Here is a 14,203-nt window from a genome sequence, read left to right as displayed (position 1 = left end):
GGCCGATCGCGTTGCGGCGCCGGTCGCCGACGTCGATGATCGGCGCCGTGCCGACCCTCACCGCGAACGACGGGACCCGACTCGCCTACCACCTCAGGGGCGACGGCCCGCCGCTGGTCGTCCTGCCGGGCGGCCCCATGCGGGCCTCCGCCTACCTGGGCGACCTGGGCGGACTGTCGGCCCACCGCACGCTGGTCCTGCTCGACCTGCGCGGCACCGGCGACTCGGCCGTACCCGCGGACCCGGCGACGTACCGCTGCGACCGGCTCGTGGACGACGTGGAGGCGCTCCGCGCCCACCTCGGCCTGGAGCGCATGGACGTCCTCGCGCACTCGGCGGGCGGCAGCCTCGCCATGCGGTACGCCGCCCGGTACCCCGCCCGCGTGGCGAGCCTCTCCCTGATCGCCGCCACCCCATGGGCGCTCGGTATGCCGGCCACGGCCGAGGACCGGCTGGCCGCGGCGCGGCTGCGCGAGGACGAGCCCTGGTACGGAGCGGCGATCGGCCCCTTCCGGGCCTGGCTGGCCGGGACCGGTGACTTCGACCCCGTCTTCGCCCCCTTCTTCTACGGCCGCTGGGACGACGCCGCCCGGTCCCACTTCGCAGGCGACGAGGCGGAGACCAACGACGAGGCCGCCGACGTCTACGGTTCCCCGGGCGCCTACGATCCGCCCGCCACCCGCGCCGCGCTGGCCGGCCTCGCCGCCCCGGTCCTCGTCCTCGCCGGCGCGCTCGACGGAGGCCCCCGCCCCTGCCTCGCCCGCCGCTGCGCCGATGTCTTCCCGCGCGCCGAGGCCGTCGTCCAGCCCGGTGCCGGGCACTATCCGTGGCTGGACGACCCCCGGTGGTTCGTACGGCGTGTCGCCGCTTTCCTCGGACAGTGCTGAGGCCACCGGAAGACGATCACCGCGCGGCCCGTGGCGCCCGCCGAACCGATCTTCCGGAAGGCACCCCCTCACGTGGCCTGTCGGTGGTCGGAACCGATCGCTAGGCTGACCGCGGACGACGACATCGGGAGGAGCACGGACGTGGCCGAGAGCACCACCCACCAGCGCCCGCTCATGGGCTGGGACAAGCCGGAGCTGGACCTCAGCAACGCGCAGTGGCAGTCCAGCAGCCGGGGCCTGGGGGATGTCCAGATCGCCTTCGTCGAGGGGTTCATCGCCATGCGCAACAGCGGCAGCCCGGAAAGCCCCTCCCTGATCTTCACCCCCGCTGAATGGGGCGCGTTCGTGTCGGGAGCACGCGAAGGGGAGTTCGACCTCACCTGAGCCGCCGGAAGCTGGGCCGACCGGCCGAACCGGTGTGTCCCGTCCGTCCCCGGGGGGAAGTCGGTCTTCCGGAGGTGAGGCACCCATGAGCACCCTGCCGGTCATCGCGGCGGTCGACGGATCGGACGACAGCCTGCGCGCCCTGGACCAAGCGCTGGAGGCCGCTCACCGGCGTGAGGCACCCCTGCGAGTGGTGCACGTACGCCAGTACGCCGCCTGGGCCCAGACGGACGTCCTGGTCGCGGGCCCACCGGACACCGGCGAGGACCCCGTGCTCGACCAGGCCCGAGCGCACCTGGAGGGGCGGGCCTACGCGGTCGCCACGGAGTACGTCGGGATGGAGGGCGTTCCCGGCGCCGTGCTGCCGGAACTGGGGGCCGACGCCCAGCTCCTGGTGCTCGGCTCCCGGGGCCGCGGCGGCTTCGCCAGCCTGCTGCTCGGCTCCAACGGACTGGCCGCGGCCCGCGACGCCGAGTGCCCCGTCCTCGTGGTGCCGCGCCCCGGGCGCGAGGCCCACGGCGAGGCGCCGGACGAGCCCGGCCCCCGCGTGGTCGTCGGCCTGCACGTCGACAGCCCCGACGACGCCACGCTCTCCTTCGCCTTCACCGAGGCGGAGCAGCGCGGCGCCCGCCTCCAGGTGGTCGCCGCCTACCCGTGGCCGGTGCAGACCTGGGCCGCGGCGGGCCAGATCATGCCCCCGGTCATCGACGAGGTCTCGATCGAGAGCGAGACCCGGGTGCTGGCCGACGGCTTCCTCGCCCCCTACCGGGGACGCCACCCCGACGTCCGGGCCGAACCGTACGTCGTGCCCGGCGACGCCGCCGGACACCTCGTCACCGCCTCCCGCGACGCCGACCTGGTCGTCGTCGGCCGCCACCGGCGGCGCCTGCTGGCCCCGGCCCGCATGATGGGCTCGGTCACCCACGCCGTCCTGCTGCACGCGGTCTCCCCGATCGCGGTCGTACCACCGGCTCCACCGGACGAGGGCTGAGGGACGCGGGGCGACGGGCCCGAGCGCGGAACGCACGGGCGCCGCCTGCCTATCATCGGCCCCATGCAGCAGGACTCGACCAGCAGGGACACCCGGATCGCCCTCGACCTCGCGCTGACCGTCCGGCACGACGGACACGGCGGGGTCGCCGACGACCTGGCCGACCTCGCCGGGCTCGGCGCCTGGGTCCGCGCGCACCCCGGCACCGTGCCGGACGCCGAACGGTACCGCGCCGGCGAGCCGGACCTGGCCGCCGTCCGCGCGGTGCGTGCCGCGGCCCGCGCCCTCTTCGCCCGCGCCGTGCGCCCCGGAGAACCGAGCCCCGCGGACGCCGCCCGGCTGCTGCCCGTCCCCGAGGCCCTGCGGTGTCTCAACCAGGCGGCCGCGCGCATGCCGACCGTCCCTGTGCTGGACTGGGCCGATGCCGGTCCCGTGCTGCGCAGGGAGCCCGCCGAGGACCGGGCCGACCTCGCCGCGGTGCTCGCCCACGCCGTGATCGGCTTCCTCGCGGGCCCCGACCGGCCGCGGCTGCGGGCCTGCCACGCACCGCGCTGCGTGCGCTACTTCCTCAAGGAGCACCCGCGCCAGGAGTGGTGCAAGCCGTCCTGCGGCAACCGGGCCCGGGTGGCCCGCCACCACGAACGGCAGAGGCGGACCGCGTAGCCCGGCAGGACACCGCCCGCACGCCGTTCGAGGGCCCGGGCCACGTACCATGGCGGCATGTCGTTCCTCCGCCGCCGCAGCGCCACGCCCGCCGGGCCCGACTTCGACGTACTGGCCATGGACCCGGGCGACTGGCCCGGCAATCTGGGCGCCGGTCTGCTGCCCGCGCCCGACGGCAGCTGCCAGGGCGTCTTCCTGCGCTACGACCTGTTCGGCGGCCGCGGCCCCGCGATGATCATCGGCAATCTGCCGGAGGGCTCCCCGGCCCGCGAGGTCCCCGAGGGCGAGATCCCCTTCGAGGTGGCCCAGCTGCTGCTGGCCCTGGAGAACGACGAGGAGGTGAAGGTCGTCGGCGCCGAGGACGTGCCGGTGATGCAGGGCGACAACCTGCTCATCGTGCGTCGCCTCAAGCTCTCCGAGGGCCGGATCTCCTGTGTGCAGTTCGACCGCAGCGACGGCGTCCTGGTGACCATCGCCGCCTGGGACCGCCCCATCACCGACGACCTGTATGCCCTGCTGAAGCCGCTCCCGGCGGAGCTTTTCCAGCAGGGCTGACCCGGCGGCTACCGCACGGTGGAGAGCGTGACGTCGGCGGCGCGCACGTACCCGACCCGGTGGCCGTACTGGATCTGGTAGTACACGTCCCGTCCGGTCACCACCCGGTGGGAGGCCTCGTCGAAGGTCACCGCGTAGTAGTACTCGCCGGGCACCTTCTCACCGACCACGTACTCCTGGCCGGCGAGCACCCGGTAGGGCAGTGGTGAGACCGCCTGGGCCGGTACGCCCGCCGGGTAGGCCGCCTGCTCCGGGTAGGCGCGGCCGTAGACCGGGACGCTGTCCAGGCCCTTCCTCGGCGTGATCACCCGGCCCGACGCGGGGACCGCCGCCGGGTTCTCCTTCGAGTTCCGGAACCAGGCCTTCTGCCCCAGGTACCAGATGGCCGTCCAGTCGCCCCACCGGTCGGCCACCGCGTACTGCTGGCCCGTGGAGACCCGGGAGGACAGGTCGTTCACCCCGGTCGTCGGGGCGGTACCCAGACCGATGTCCCGGATCAGCGGCGCGTTCACGTCATGGTCCGTGTACAGCCGGACCGCGCTGGAACCGTGCGCCGCGCAGGGCTCGCCCTTCGTCTCGCAGCCCGTGTACCGCGGGCGGTTGGCGGCGTAGTCGGGGCGGATCGTCACCAGGCCGGACTTGCTGCCGGCGGTGGGCTCGAAAGGACGGCCCAGCAACCGGAAGTAGTGGCGCCAGTCCCAGTACGGGCCGGGGTCGGTGTGCATGCCGGGGATCGTCGCGGTGGTCGTGCCGGGGACGTTGTCGTGACCCAGGATGTGCTGCCGGTCCAGCGGGATGTCGTACTTCTTCGCCAGGTACTTCACCAGCCGCGCCGACGAGCGGTACATCGCCTCCGTGTACCAGGCGTCCGGCTCCGCCAGGAAACCCTCGTGCTCCAGGCCGATCGACTTCGCGTTGACGTACCAGTTGCCCGCGTGCCAGGCCACGTCCTCCGCCTTCACGTGCTGGGCGATGTGGCCGTCGGTGGAGCGCAGGGTGTAGTTCCAGGAGACGTAGGTGGGATCCTGGACCATGTCGAGCACGCCGTTCCAGGCACCCTCCGTGTCGTGCACGACGATGTACCGGATGCGCTGGGAGGCCGGCCGGTTCCCCAGGTCGTGGTTGCCGTAGTCGCCGTCGCCGAGCTCCTCGTACGGCGCCGGGATCCACTCGCAGGACACCGACTTCGGGCACTCGGTGCCGGCGGCCTTCGCGGGCCGCAGCCCCGCGCCGTCCAGCTGCGAGGTGTCGGGGGTCACGTCGGGGCGGGCCGCCAGGGTGACCCGCTGCCCGGCGTCGGTGGTCCGCCGCTCGCCCGCGCGGATCACCTCGAACACGTCGTTCGCGTACGCCGCCGCCGTCGCGGAGTCCTCGGCGCCCGAGAAACGGGCCACCGCCCCGTACCAGTCCGCCGGGTCCGAACTCAGCGGCTCGCCCAGGTCCCGCTGGGCGGCGGCGAGCAGCGCGGCACCGCCGGACACGTTCGCCGCCGGATCGGTGCGCAGCTTCTCCTCGCTCAGACCGGTCAGCTCGGCCGCCCTCGGCAGCGTGGTGAGCCGCGCCGGCAGCTCGGCGGGCGGGGATGCCTCCGCCTTCGGGTGGAGCGGGGCGCGGGCGTCGTCGCCGCGCGGATCCTCGGTGCCCTCGCCGTGGTGCGTCGCCCCGGCCAGGGCCGTGCGCGCGTCGGTGAGGTGCAGCGGCCCGTAGCCACCGGTCACGCTCGGCGCGCCGCCGTGTGCGTCCCAGCGTGACTGGAGGTAGGAGACGCCGAGCAGGACGCTCTGCGGCACGCGGTACTCGGCCGCCGCGTCGGCGAACGCCCGCTGCAGGCGGTCCGGGGCGGGCGGCGCGTCCGGCGGCCGGGCGGTGGACGGCGCCGCGCCGAGCAGCGGCAGCAGCAGGGCCGCGGTGGCCAGGGCGGGCACGACGGGGGAGCGGCGCAAAACGGCCTCCTGTGACGGTCGGACGTGGCGGGGACGTGTCGTAGCGCGAGCGACGGGACGTGCGGGGCCGGGCGTGGGTCAGTGGTACCCGCCGGTCAGACGATCCGTCAATCATGCCGCCACGGTGGCGATTTCCCACGTCAGCAGGGGGCCGGGCGAGTTTCGGGGCGGCGGCTCACGGGCCTGCGCGGCGTCAGTGGCGTACACCAATGGCCACCCCGAGCAGTCCGGGCACACCAAATCCGCGGTGCACCCTCGTCGAAGGGCGCACCGCGGACCGTCGTCCTGCTCCTCAGCGCGTGCCGACCGCCGCGCGCACCGCCCTGCGGGCCATCTGGCAGTCGTCGTGCAGCCGGCGCAGCAGAAGCCGCTGCTCCTCGCCGGACGGCACGGCACCCGGCTGGGCGGGCACCGGCTGCGCCGGAACCGTGTCCTGCATCGAGCGCTGCACGGCCGTCTCGTACGTACGGATCTCCCGGGTGAGCACCAGCATCAGGTTCACCAGGAAGGCGTCCCGTGCGGCGGTGCCGCCCGACTGGGCGATCTGGCTGATCTGGCGTCGGGCCACCGGCGCGTCGCCGAGGACCGCCCACAGGGTCGCCAGGTCGTAGCCGGGCAGGTACCAGCCCGCGTGCTCCCAGTCCACGAGCACCGGACCGGCCGGGGACATGAGGATGTTGGACAGCAGCGCGTCACCGTGGCAGAACTGGCCCATGCCCTGGCGCCCGCCCGCGTGGGCGATGCCGTGCAGCAGTTTCTGCAGGTCGCCCAGGTCCCGGTCGGTGAGCAGCCCCAGCTCGTGGAACCGGGAGATCCGGGCCGCGTAGTCGAGCGGGGCGTCGAAGGTGCCGGCCGGCGGCCGCCACGCGTTGAGCCGGCAGACCGCGCCGAGCGCCGCCCTGATGTCCGCCCGGGGCGGAGCCTCCAGCGGGTGCCGCTGGAGCGCCGCCGACCGTCCCGGCATCCGCTCGATCACCAGCGTGCAGTTGTCCGGGTCCGCCGCGATCAGCCTCGGCACCCGCACCGGGGGGCGGTGCCGGACGAACGAGCGGTATGCCCCTATCTCGTGCCGGATGCGCTCCGCCCACGCGGGGGAGTGGTCCAGTAAACACTTGGCGACCGCGGTGCTGCGCCCGGTCGTGCCGACCAGGAGCACGGACCGACCGCTGCGGCGCAGCACCTGCACCGGGGAGAACTCCGGGCAGATCCGGTGCACGGAGGCGATGGCCGTGCGCAGTTGGGCACCCTGCGGGCCGGACAGGTCGATTCTTCCGCTGAGCGGCTGGGTGCCGGGGCCCGTGCCGCGCCGCGCCCTGCCCGCCCCGAGCACCGGGGCCGCCGGACGCGCGGGGGCGAGATAGGGGCCGCCGCCCGCCGCCGGGCGGGGGTGCAGCGAGCGCTGCGGGGCGGACACGGAGGACGATGCTGCGTACATGGGCGAGACAGATCCCTTCGTGTGCCTGCTGTGCCTGCCTGAAGAGCCGTGCCCGTCCGTTCAGGAGGCGGGCACCTCTTCCGAAAGCCGTCGCGCTGCCCGACCGGCCGCCTGGAGCCACCCTGGGGAGTAACCCCGCGGCGACCGGGTCGGGGTGGCGCATTCCTACCTGACACCCCACCGCCCGTGGCACACCATCTGGCGCACCCTGGCGAACGGTGGCGAATAGTCGCCCGGCAACCGGCACGGGGCTACTGTCAACTCAGCCGAGAACCTGGGGGCTTGACGTGAGCAAAGAACCCAACACCCGTCTGTCGGACCTGTTCGGCCTGGCCGGCTGGTCCAAGGGCGAGCTCGCGAGGCTGGTCAACCGGCAGGCGGCGGCCATGGGCCACCCCCAGCTGGCGACCGACACCTCGCGGGTGCGGCGGTGGATCGACATGGGAGAGATCCCGCGCGATCCGGTGCCGCGGGTGCTGGCGGTTCTGTTCACCGAGCGTCTCGGCCGTGTCGTGACCATCGAGGACCTCGGTCTGGTCCGGCACGGGCGTGCGGGGAAACGGCAGGGCGGCGGGAGCGAGGAGCATCCCGACGGAGTGCCGTGGGCGCCCGAGCGGACCGCGGCGGTCCTCACCGAATTCACGGGAATGGACCTCATGCTCAACCGACGCGGCTTGGTGGGCGCGGGCGCCGCGCTCGCCGCGGGCTCCGCACTCAGCAGCGCCATGCACGACTGGCTGCACACCGACCCGGCCCTGGCTGCCGACGCTCCCGACCTCCGCCAACCCCTGCATGCCGACCCCGCCGGGTTCGACCGCTACGAGGCCGCCCCCATCGGGTCGCAGGAAGTGGAGGAACTGGAGCGCTCGGTCGAAGTGTTCCGCGCCTGGGACGCCGCCCGGGGCGGCGGCCTCCAGCGCAAGGCGGTGGTGGGCCAGCTCAACGAGGTGGGCGGCATGCTCGCCTACCACCACCCACCCCACCTCCAGCGGCGCCTGTGGGGGGTCGCCGCCAACCTCGCCGTCCTGGCGGGCTGGATGTCGCACGACGTGGGCCTCGAACCCACGGCCCAGAAGTACTTCGTCATCGCCGCCCACGCCGCGCGCGAGGGCGGTGACCGGCCGCGGGCCGGCGAGGCGCTCTCCCGGGCGGCCCGCCAGATGGTGCACCTGGGCAAGCCGGACGAGGCGATGGACCTGATGAAGCTCGCCCAGTCGGGCTCCGGCGAGCAGGTGCTGCCGCGCACCAAGGCCATGCTCTACACCATCGAGGCCTGGGCACAGGCGTCCATGGGCAAGGGCCAGGCGATGCGCCGCACCCTGGGCCGGGCCGAGGACCTGTTCGTCTCCGACAAGGCCGACGTGCCGCCGCCGGACTGGATGCAGACGTTCAAGGAGGAGGACCTGTACGGCATGCAGGCCCTGGCCTACCGGACGCTCGCCGAGTTCGAGCCTGGGGCCGCCGCGCACGCCCAGCACTACGCGGAGAAGGCCCTGGCCCTCAGGATCGACGGCCGGCAGCGGTCGAAGATCTTCGACTACCTGTCGATGGCCTCCGCCTGCTTCATCGCCGACGACCCCGAACAGGCGGACCGGTACGCCCGCCTCGCCCTGGTGTCGATGGGCTCCAACTCCTCCCAGCGCACCTGGGACCGGCTGCGGCAGATGTACCGGCTCACCGCGCAGTACGCCGAATACCCGAAGATCCAGGAGCTGCGCGAGGAGATCGAACTGGCACTGCCCAAGGGGAAGGCGTCCAAGGGCAGGGGGAGCGGCGGCAGGACCGCTCAGGCGTAGGGCACGACGCTCCTACTGCGGAGTCACCCGGGCCACCAGTACGCACGCGTCCTCCCGGCGCAGGGGCTCGCCGATCTCCGCCGCCACGATCCGCAGGACCTCCTGTGCCGAACGCGCCCCGGTCAGACGGGGGGCCAGGGCGAGGAGGCGTTGCCGGCCCGCCGGTACGAGTCCGCCGGTGTGCAGCAGCAGCAGGTCGCCGGCTTCCAGGGTGGTCTCGGCCTGCCCGGCCTGCCCGTGCCCCGTCCCGTCGCGGAACAGCAGCGGGGCGGGGCCGTCGCCGTGCGCCCACGTCAGGGTGCGGGTGCCGGGCCGGTAGCCGCAGTACACGCCGCCGCGCACGGGCGGCAGTGCGGTGGACCGGAGCGACCGGGCGAGCCGGTCCGGAAGGTCTGCCGGGCCGATGCCCGCCGTCGCCAGTCCGCGCAGCGCACCGATCACCATCGCCGGGCCCTGCGCCGGGTCGGCGTCGGGGCAGGGGAGTTCGCCGACGCACATCAGGGTCTCGTCACCGGCGAGCGAGCACGCGTCGTACCAGACGCCGCACCGGGGCGTGTCCGCCGCGGCGGGCAGGTATCCGGCCGCCAGGTCCAGGCCGGGCCGGCCCTGATGCGGGAACCGCAGGAGGCCGTGCCAGGGTGGCAGCACGGCTTCCCGCGGTTCGACCGCGGCCCGTTGCCCCGCGTCCGCGGGCAGCGGATGGTGCCGGAACGAGTCACGGGTCTCGTCCACGGCCCGCTGACTGCGGCGCAGTTCGCTGACGTCCCGCAGTACCGCCCACATCGAGGCGGTGCTGCCGTCGGCGTCGAGCACGGGCTCGCCCATCATGTGCACGGTCCGTACGGTGCCGTCGGGGCGCACGATGTGGAACTCCCCGTCGATGGGACGGCCGTCGACGAGGCAGTCCGTGACCATCGCGGTCAGTTTCGGCCGGTCCTCGGTGGGGACCAGGGACGGGAACTCGTCGAGGCTGAGCGGGGCGGAGGCGGGATCGCGGCCGAGGATCTGGAAGAGCTCCCCGGACCACTCGGCCTCGTCCGTCAGCAGGTTCCACTCCGCGCTGCCGACCCTGCTGAGCAGTGAACCGGCGCGGGGCGCGGGGGCCGGCCCGTCCCGCAGCTGCGCCAAGTGCTCGTCCAGATCGCTGAGTTGGTGCAGCGCCAAGTCGTACAGGGCGCGCTGCCAGCGTCCGCGGGGATCCGTTCGGTCGGCCTGGCTGTCGCGACGTACGGCGTCCACGTCGCCCTTGAGTCGCCGCGCCTGCGATATGAGCGCCTCGACCGAGCCGCGTCCTGGCGGCTGGGCGGCTGGGTGGTCCGCAGAGAGATGGGACGACATGACGCACTCCGATGTGCAGACGGTACGAACCAAGGCGGGACCGAGGCCGGCGGGAGGGCCGTTACGACTGTTGCACAGCCCGCGACGCCCCGTAAGGGATTTGGCAAGACACGATACGGTGGTGCTTCCGGCATATGCCACCGTCTTCCCGGAGTGACTGCGACGCCCGAAGTGCGTACGCGTATCCTCCGTCAAGTCGTAGGAGTTCTACGGGACTTGGCGGGTTTTTGGACCTGCCGGAGTCGTCGCCCCGGTGTTCGTCGGACCCATGTTCTACGACGCGTCGTACAGCGCGGGGCGAGGTGCCGGATCGACGGGCGTGCGCGACCCCGTCTCCAGCGCCCGCACGCCGGCCTCGGCGACCACGGACGCCGCGTACCCGTCCCAGGCGCCCGGGCCGGTGACCCGCCCCTGCCGGGTGGCGTCGACCCATGCCTGCACCTCGCGGTCGTAGGCGTCCGAGAACCGCACGAGGTAGTCCTGCGGCACCTCCGCCCGGGCATCGCCCGCCGCCGTCACCACCATGGAGCGCGCGTCCCCGATCCGGGCGCTGCCCGCCTCGCAGACGGCCTCGCAGCGCACCTCGTAGCCGAAGCCGCAGTTGACGAAGATCTCCACGTCGACCAGAGCGCCGCCGTCGGTCTCGAAGAGCACCAACTGCGGGTCGAGCAGACCCTCGGGTGCCCCCGCCGACGGACGCGGCCGGAGCACGGTCACCGCGGTCAGCTCCTGCCCGAGCAGCCAGCGGGCCGCGTCGATCTCGTGCGAGACGGAGCTGGTGACCAGCATCGAGGAGGTGAAGTCCGGCGGGGAGGACACGTTGCGGTGGACGCAGTGCAGCATCAGCGGCCGGCCCAGCCGCCCGTCGTCCAGCAGCGACTTCAGCTGCCGGTACTCCGCGTCGTAGCGCCGCATGAACCCGATCTGCGCCAGCCTGCGGCCCAGCCGCGCCTCCGCCTCCACCACGCGCAGCGCGCCCGCGGAATCCGGCACCATCGGCTTCTCGCACAGCACCGGCAGCCCTCTCGCGAAGGCGGCGAGCAGCGCCTCCTCGTGCGCCTCGCCGGGCGAGGCGATCAGCACGGCCTCCACGCCCGGCGCGTCCAGCGCGGCCTCGACGTCCGTGTGCACGACGACCCCGTCGACCGCGCCCACGGCCGCCTTCGCCCGCTCGACGTCGGGGTCCGCCACGGCGGCGACCCTGGCTCCGCTCACCACCCGGTCGAGGCGCCGTACGTGGTCGGCGCCCATGTGTCCCGCGCCCAGGACCGCCACACCCAGAAGTTCGCTCACGCTCCGCCGGCTCCTTCCCCGTCCGCCGCGCACCCGCGGGGCGGGTACCTGTACCGCGAACAGGGTTTCACGGTCGTCAAGAGGGGCGGGGCGGCAGGGCGCGGCGCCGGTGTCAGTACCGCAGGACGCCCGCGATGCCCTCCACCTCGCCGAGCGCGCCGTCGGGGACGAAGCGGACGTCGGCGCCGGTCTCCAGGCACTGCTCGACGATCTCGTCCACGATGTCCTCACGGGCGTCGAGGTCGCCGTCGTGCGCCGGGAGCAGGTGCTCGCCGTCGTCGCGCATCGTCACCTTGAAGTTCTCCTCGACGGCCAGCAGCCGGACCCGGCCGGTGTGCGCGCTCTCCCACAGCTCGTCGACGCCGGCCGCGAAGTCCTTGCGCCCGCGGGCGGCGTCCAGTTCCCTGGCGACGGCCTCGACCCAGCCGCGCGCCTCGTCGTCGAGGACGGGCGCCACCGCCTGCCACACGGCGTCGGCCGTGCCGTGCGCGAGGCCCCCGTGCGGGACGAGCACCGCGTCGCGGACGGTGTTCCCGGTCTCCTCCAGCAGGGACAGTGCGGGCTGGGGGCCGGTGACGTACAGCGGCCGGGGGTGCGCGCGCAGGACCCGGCCCATCTCGGTGTCGGCGTCGCGCAGGAACCGGCGGGTGGTCTCGTCCCGGAAGGTGCTCGGCGAGTCGCCGATCCGCTCCATGCGCTCGGGGTCGAAGTCCAGCGGCGGGCGGTCCATGGGGAAGCCGCCGGTGCGGTCCTCGACGACCCGGCCGGCCCCGCCGCTCCACAGCGTCACCCGGTCGGCGGCGACCGACAGCACCCAGAACGGGCGCTCGGCGGCCTGGGCGGCGACGAGATTGCGGGTCAGGAAGGTGTCCGAGAGGACGACGCGCTCCGGAACGGAACGGGCGAGCGTCCAGACCTGGTGCTCACCCGGCGCGGCGAAGATCGCCAGGCCGTCCTCGGCGTGCGACAGGTCGACCTCGGCGAGGGCCCGGTCGAGTTCCCGGGACACCTCCATACGCCGCTCACGGGTGACCGCCGGGTCGTCCTGCAACTGCTTCTTGGCCTCGGCGACGGCGTTGCGCAGCCGGACGGGGTCGCCGGCGTTGTCCGGCTCGCGGCGGTGCGTCGGCGTCAGCACCGACACGGCCGGGTAGGGGCGGGGGCGCCGGAGTTCGGCGAGGGCGGCGGGACTCAGATCGTGCTCCATGTCAGCACGATAGGACGAACGGGCGTGTCGGGCATTCGGAGCAATTCATCTCATCACTCACGTTCCTGGGATGTCTCGGAGCCACAGGAGCTGCCGTCGGGCGGCAGGGAGCCGTACAGCAGGAAGTCGTCGACCTTGCGGTGCACGCACTCGGAGGACGCGTAGCCGGTGTGTCCCTCGCCCTTGTTGTCGAGGACCACGGCCGAGCGCCCGATCCGGTCGGCCGTCTCCTCGGTCCAGCGGTACGGGGTGGCCGGGTCGCCCCGGGTGCCGACGAGCAGCATCTTCGCGGTGTCGAGGTCCTTCACGTCCTCGCGGATGTAGTCGGTGCCCTTGGGGCGGCCGTGGCACATCAGCACCTGCGTGAGCCGGTACCGGCCGAAGACCGGCGAGGCCTCCTCGTACCGGGCGCGCAACCGGCCCAGCGACTCCGCGACCTGGGCGGCGGAGGGCCGGTCGGGGTCGTCCGCGCAGTTGATCGCCATCAGCGCGGCCGGCAGGTTGTCCATCGGGATGTCCTCCGGGTCGGTGAGGCCGGCGCCGGCCTTCTCCCCGCTCCCCGCACGCGTGTGCGCTCGGACCGGGAAGGTCACGCCGCCGGACACGAAACCCTCCAGGCCGCTGGTGTCGCCGCTCTCCATCAACTGCGCGAGCGCCCGCTCCAGCGACGGCCACAGCTCCTCGCTGTAGAGGGCCTGGCCCATGGCGCCCACCATGTCCTGACCGGAGAACGGCTCGCCGAAGCCCGTGGGAACCGGGTCCGCGTCGAGCGACGCCACGACCTGCTCGACCAGGCGCCGGGCCTGCCGGGCGTCCTGCCCGAACGGACAGGCGATGTCCTCCACGCACCAGTCGAGGAAGTTCTCCAGCGCTGTCTGCTGCCCGCGCGCACCGGCCAGACCCTGCTCGGTCAGCGGCTCCGTCAGGGTGTCCACGCCGTCCAGCACCACCCGCCCGACCTTGTCCGGGAACCGGGCGGCGTAGACCGCGCCCAGCCGGGTCCCGTAGGAGAAGCCGAGGTAGTTGAGCCGGTCGTCGCCGAGCGCCTGGCGCATCACGTCCATGTCGCGCGCGGCCTCGACCGTGCCTATGTGGGGCAGCACGGGGCCGGAGTGCTTCGCGCACTCGGCCGCAGCGTCCCGCAGTCGCCGCAGCACGTCCCGGGGGTCGGTGAGCTTCTCGTCCCCGTCCGTCGCCTCGATGATGTCGACGGTGGCCGGGCCGCAGGTGACCGGTGAGGACCGGCCTACGCCCCGCGGATCGAAGGTGACCACGTCGTAGCCGTTGGTCAGGCGCATGAACTCCTTGCCGCCGCCGACGAGTTCGTCGACGCCGGAGCCGCCGGGCCCGCCGAAGTTCAGCAGCACCGAGCCGCGCTTGTCGCCGGTCGCCCGGTACCGGGCGAGGGCGAGATCGAGCGTTCCGCCCTGGGGCCGGTCGTAGTCGAGGGGGACGGTGACCTTCCCGCACTGCAGGTCCTTCGGCGCCTCCATGTCCTCGCACGCCGACCACTTGATCCTCTGGTCGTAGAACCGGGACAGGTCGGGGCCGGTGTCCTCGGCGGTCGCGGCGGGAAGCCCCGCGAGCAGCAGGGTCAGCCCGAGCGCGCCGGTGACCGCGCAGCGCCGGAGCGAGGGCCGAGACGACGGCTTGGCCAGCATCGATGCCTCCCGGGCGCCGGGTCGCGGACCGGTGGTCGGCGCCCTCGCCC

12 protein-coding genes are annotated in these 14,203 nt (G+C 73.7%); 6 read left to right on the top strand and 6 right to left on the bottom strand.

Annotated features, from left to right (window positions below):
* Window positions 1-47 precede the first annotated feature (47 nt).
* From ACLIN4_RS03420 to ACLIN4_RS03400, 5 genes are all read left to right on the top strand, one after another.
* The gene (locus tag ACLIN4_RS03420) at window positions 48-887 is read left to right on the top strand and encodes an alpha/beta fold hydrolase (RefSeq protein WP_307653254.1); all 840 of its coding nucleotides are present in this window, start codon (window positions 48-50) and stop codon (window positions 885-887) included.
* Between the two features lie 141 nt (window positions 888-1,028).
* Window positions 1,029-1,271 carry a DUF397 domain-containing protein gene (locus ACLIN4_RS03415; RefSeq protein WP_043377340.1) on the top strand — a complete coding sequence of 81 codons (243 nt, stop codon included), beginning with the start codon at window positions 1,029-1,031 and terminating at the stop codon, window positions 1,269-1,271.
* 85 nt (window positions 1,272-1,356) lie between these two features.
* A complete protein-coding gene (locus ACLIN4_RS03410; RefSeq protein WP_411575472.1) occupies window positions 1,357-2,262 on the top strand; it encodes a universal stress protein in 906 nt (301 codons plus the stop codon).
* 63 nt (window positions 2,263-2,325) lie between these two features.
* Window positions 2,326-2,925 (top strand): CGNR zinc finger domain-containing protein, encoded by a 600-nt coding sequence (locus ACLIN4_RS03405; RefSeq protein WP_381914579.1) that lies wholly within the window; start codon window positions 2,326-2,328, stop codon window positions 2,923-2,925.
* A 57-nt stretch (window positions 2,926-2,982) separates the two neighbouring features.
* Complete coding sequence (locus ACLIN4_RS03400; protein ID WP_100046055.1) at window positions 2,983-3,480, top strand: hypothetical protein; 498 nt, start codon at window positions 2,983-2,985, stop codon at window positions 3,478-3,480.
* 8 nt (window positions 3,481-3,488) lie between these two features.
* Here the strand turns inward: ACLIN4_RS03400 and ACLIN4_RS03395 are convergent, their stop codons facing one another.
* Window positions 3,489-5,423, bottom strand: coding sequence for an N-acetylmuramoyl-L-alanine amidase (locus ACLIN4_RS03395; protein ID WP_289908480.1), 1,935 nt, complete (start codon window positions 5,421-5,423; stop codon window positions 3,489-3,491).
* 292 nt (window positions 5,424-5,715) lie between these two features.
* Window positions 5,716-6,858: an aminoglycoside phosphotransferase family protein gene (locus tag ACLIN4_RS03390; RefSeq protein WP_107478174.1), complete on the bottom strand. Its 1,143-nt coding sequence runs from the start codon at window positions 6,856-6,858 to the stop codon at window positions 5,716-5,718.
* Window positions 6,859-7,145: 287 nt separating this feature from the next.
* On the opposite strand from ACLIN4_RS03390, the gene ACLIN4_RS03385 reads away from it, so the two are divergent.
* Window positions 7,146-8,654, top strand: a complete 1,509-nt coding sequence (locus ACLIN4_RS03385) for a hypothetical protein (protein ID WP_100046053.1) — start codon at window positions 7,146-7,148, stop codon at window positions 8,652-8,654.
* 12 nt (window positions 8,655-8,666) lie between these two features.
* On the opposite strand, the gene ACLIN4_RS03380 is transcribed toward ACLIN4_RS03385, so the two are convergent.
* The 4 genes from ACLIN4_RS03380 to ACLIN4_RS03365 form a co-directional block, all read right to left on the bottom strand.
* Complete coding sequence (locus tag ACLIN4_RS03380) at window positions 8,667-9,992, bottom strand: SpoIIE family protein phosphatase (RefSeq protein WP_411575471.1); 1,326 nt, start codon at window positions 9,990-9,992, stop codon at window positions 8,667-8,669.
* Between the two features lie 273 nt (window positions 9,993-10,265).
* Complete coding sequence (locus tag ACLIN4_RS03375; RefSeq protein ID WP_307653258.1) at window positions 10,266-11,285, bottom strand: Gfo/Idh/MocA family protein; 1,020 nt, start codon at window positions 11,283-11,285, stop codon at window positions 10,266-10,268.
* Window positions 11,286-11,397: 112 nt separating this feature from the next.
* Window positions 11,398-12,492, bottom strand: coding sequence for a chemotaxis protein (locus ACLIN4_RS03370; protein WP_100046051.1), 1,095 nt, complete (start codon window positions 12,490-12,492; stop codon window positions 11,398-11,400).
* A gap of 53 nt (window positions 12,493-12,545) precedes the next feature.
* Window positions 12,546-14,153, bottom strand: a complete 1,608-nt coding sequence (locus ACLIN4_RS03365; RefSeq protein ID WP_411575470.1) for an alpha/beta hydrolase — start codon at window positions 14,151-14,153, stop codon at window positions 12,546-12,548.
* Window positions 14,154-14,203 lie beyond the last annotated feature (50 nt).

Source organism: Streptomyces mutabilis, from assembly GCF_046628145.1.
Taxonomy (GTDB): domain Bacteria; phylum Actinomycetota; class Actinomycetes; order Streptomycetales; family Streptomycetaceae; genus Streptomyces; species Streptomyces mutabilis.
This window is presented reverse-complemented; position numbering and strand designations above follow the sequence as displayed.

What these genes read in the sequence shown, in the direction of transcription:
- ACLIN4_RS03405 (WP_381914579.1), top strand. Translation starts at nt 2,326, where the DNA reads ATGCAGCAGGACTCGACCAGCAGGGACACCCGGATCGCCCTCGACCTC.
- ACLIN4_RS03370 (WP_100046051.1), bottom strand. Translation starts at nt 12,492, where the DNA reads ATGGAGCACGATCTGAGTCCCGCCGCCCTCGCCGAACTCCGGCGCCCC.
- ACLIN4_RS03390 (WP_107478174.1), bottom strand. Translation starts at nt 6,858, where the DNA reads ATGTACGCAGCATCGTCCTCCGTGTCCGCCCCGCAGCGCTCGCTGCAC.
- ACLIN4_RS03365 (WP_411575470.1), bottom strand. Translation starts at nt 14,153, where the DNA reads ATGCTGGCCAAGCCGTCGTCTCGGCCCTCGCTCCGGCGCTGCGCGGTC.
- ACLIN4_RS03400 (WP_100046055.1), top strand. Translation starts at nt 2,983, where the DNA reads ATGTCGTTCCTCCGCCGCCGCAGCGCCACGCCCGCCGGGCCCGACTTC.
- ACLIN4_RS03410 (WP_411575472.1), top strand. Translation starts at nt 1,357, where the DNA reads ATGAGCACCCTGCCGGTCATCGCGGCGGTCGACGGATCGGACGACAGC.
- ACLIN4_RS03380 (WP_411575471.1), bottom strand. Translation starts at nt 9,992, where the DNA reads ATGTCGTCCCATCTCTCTGCGGACCACCCAGCCGCCCAGCCGCCAGGA.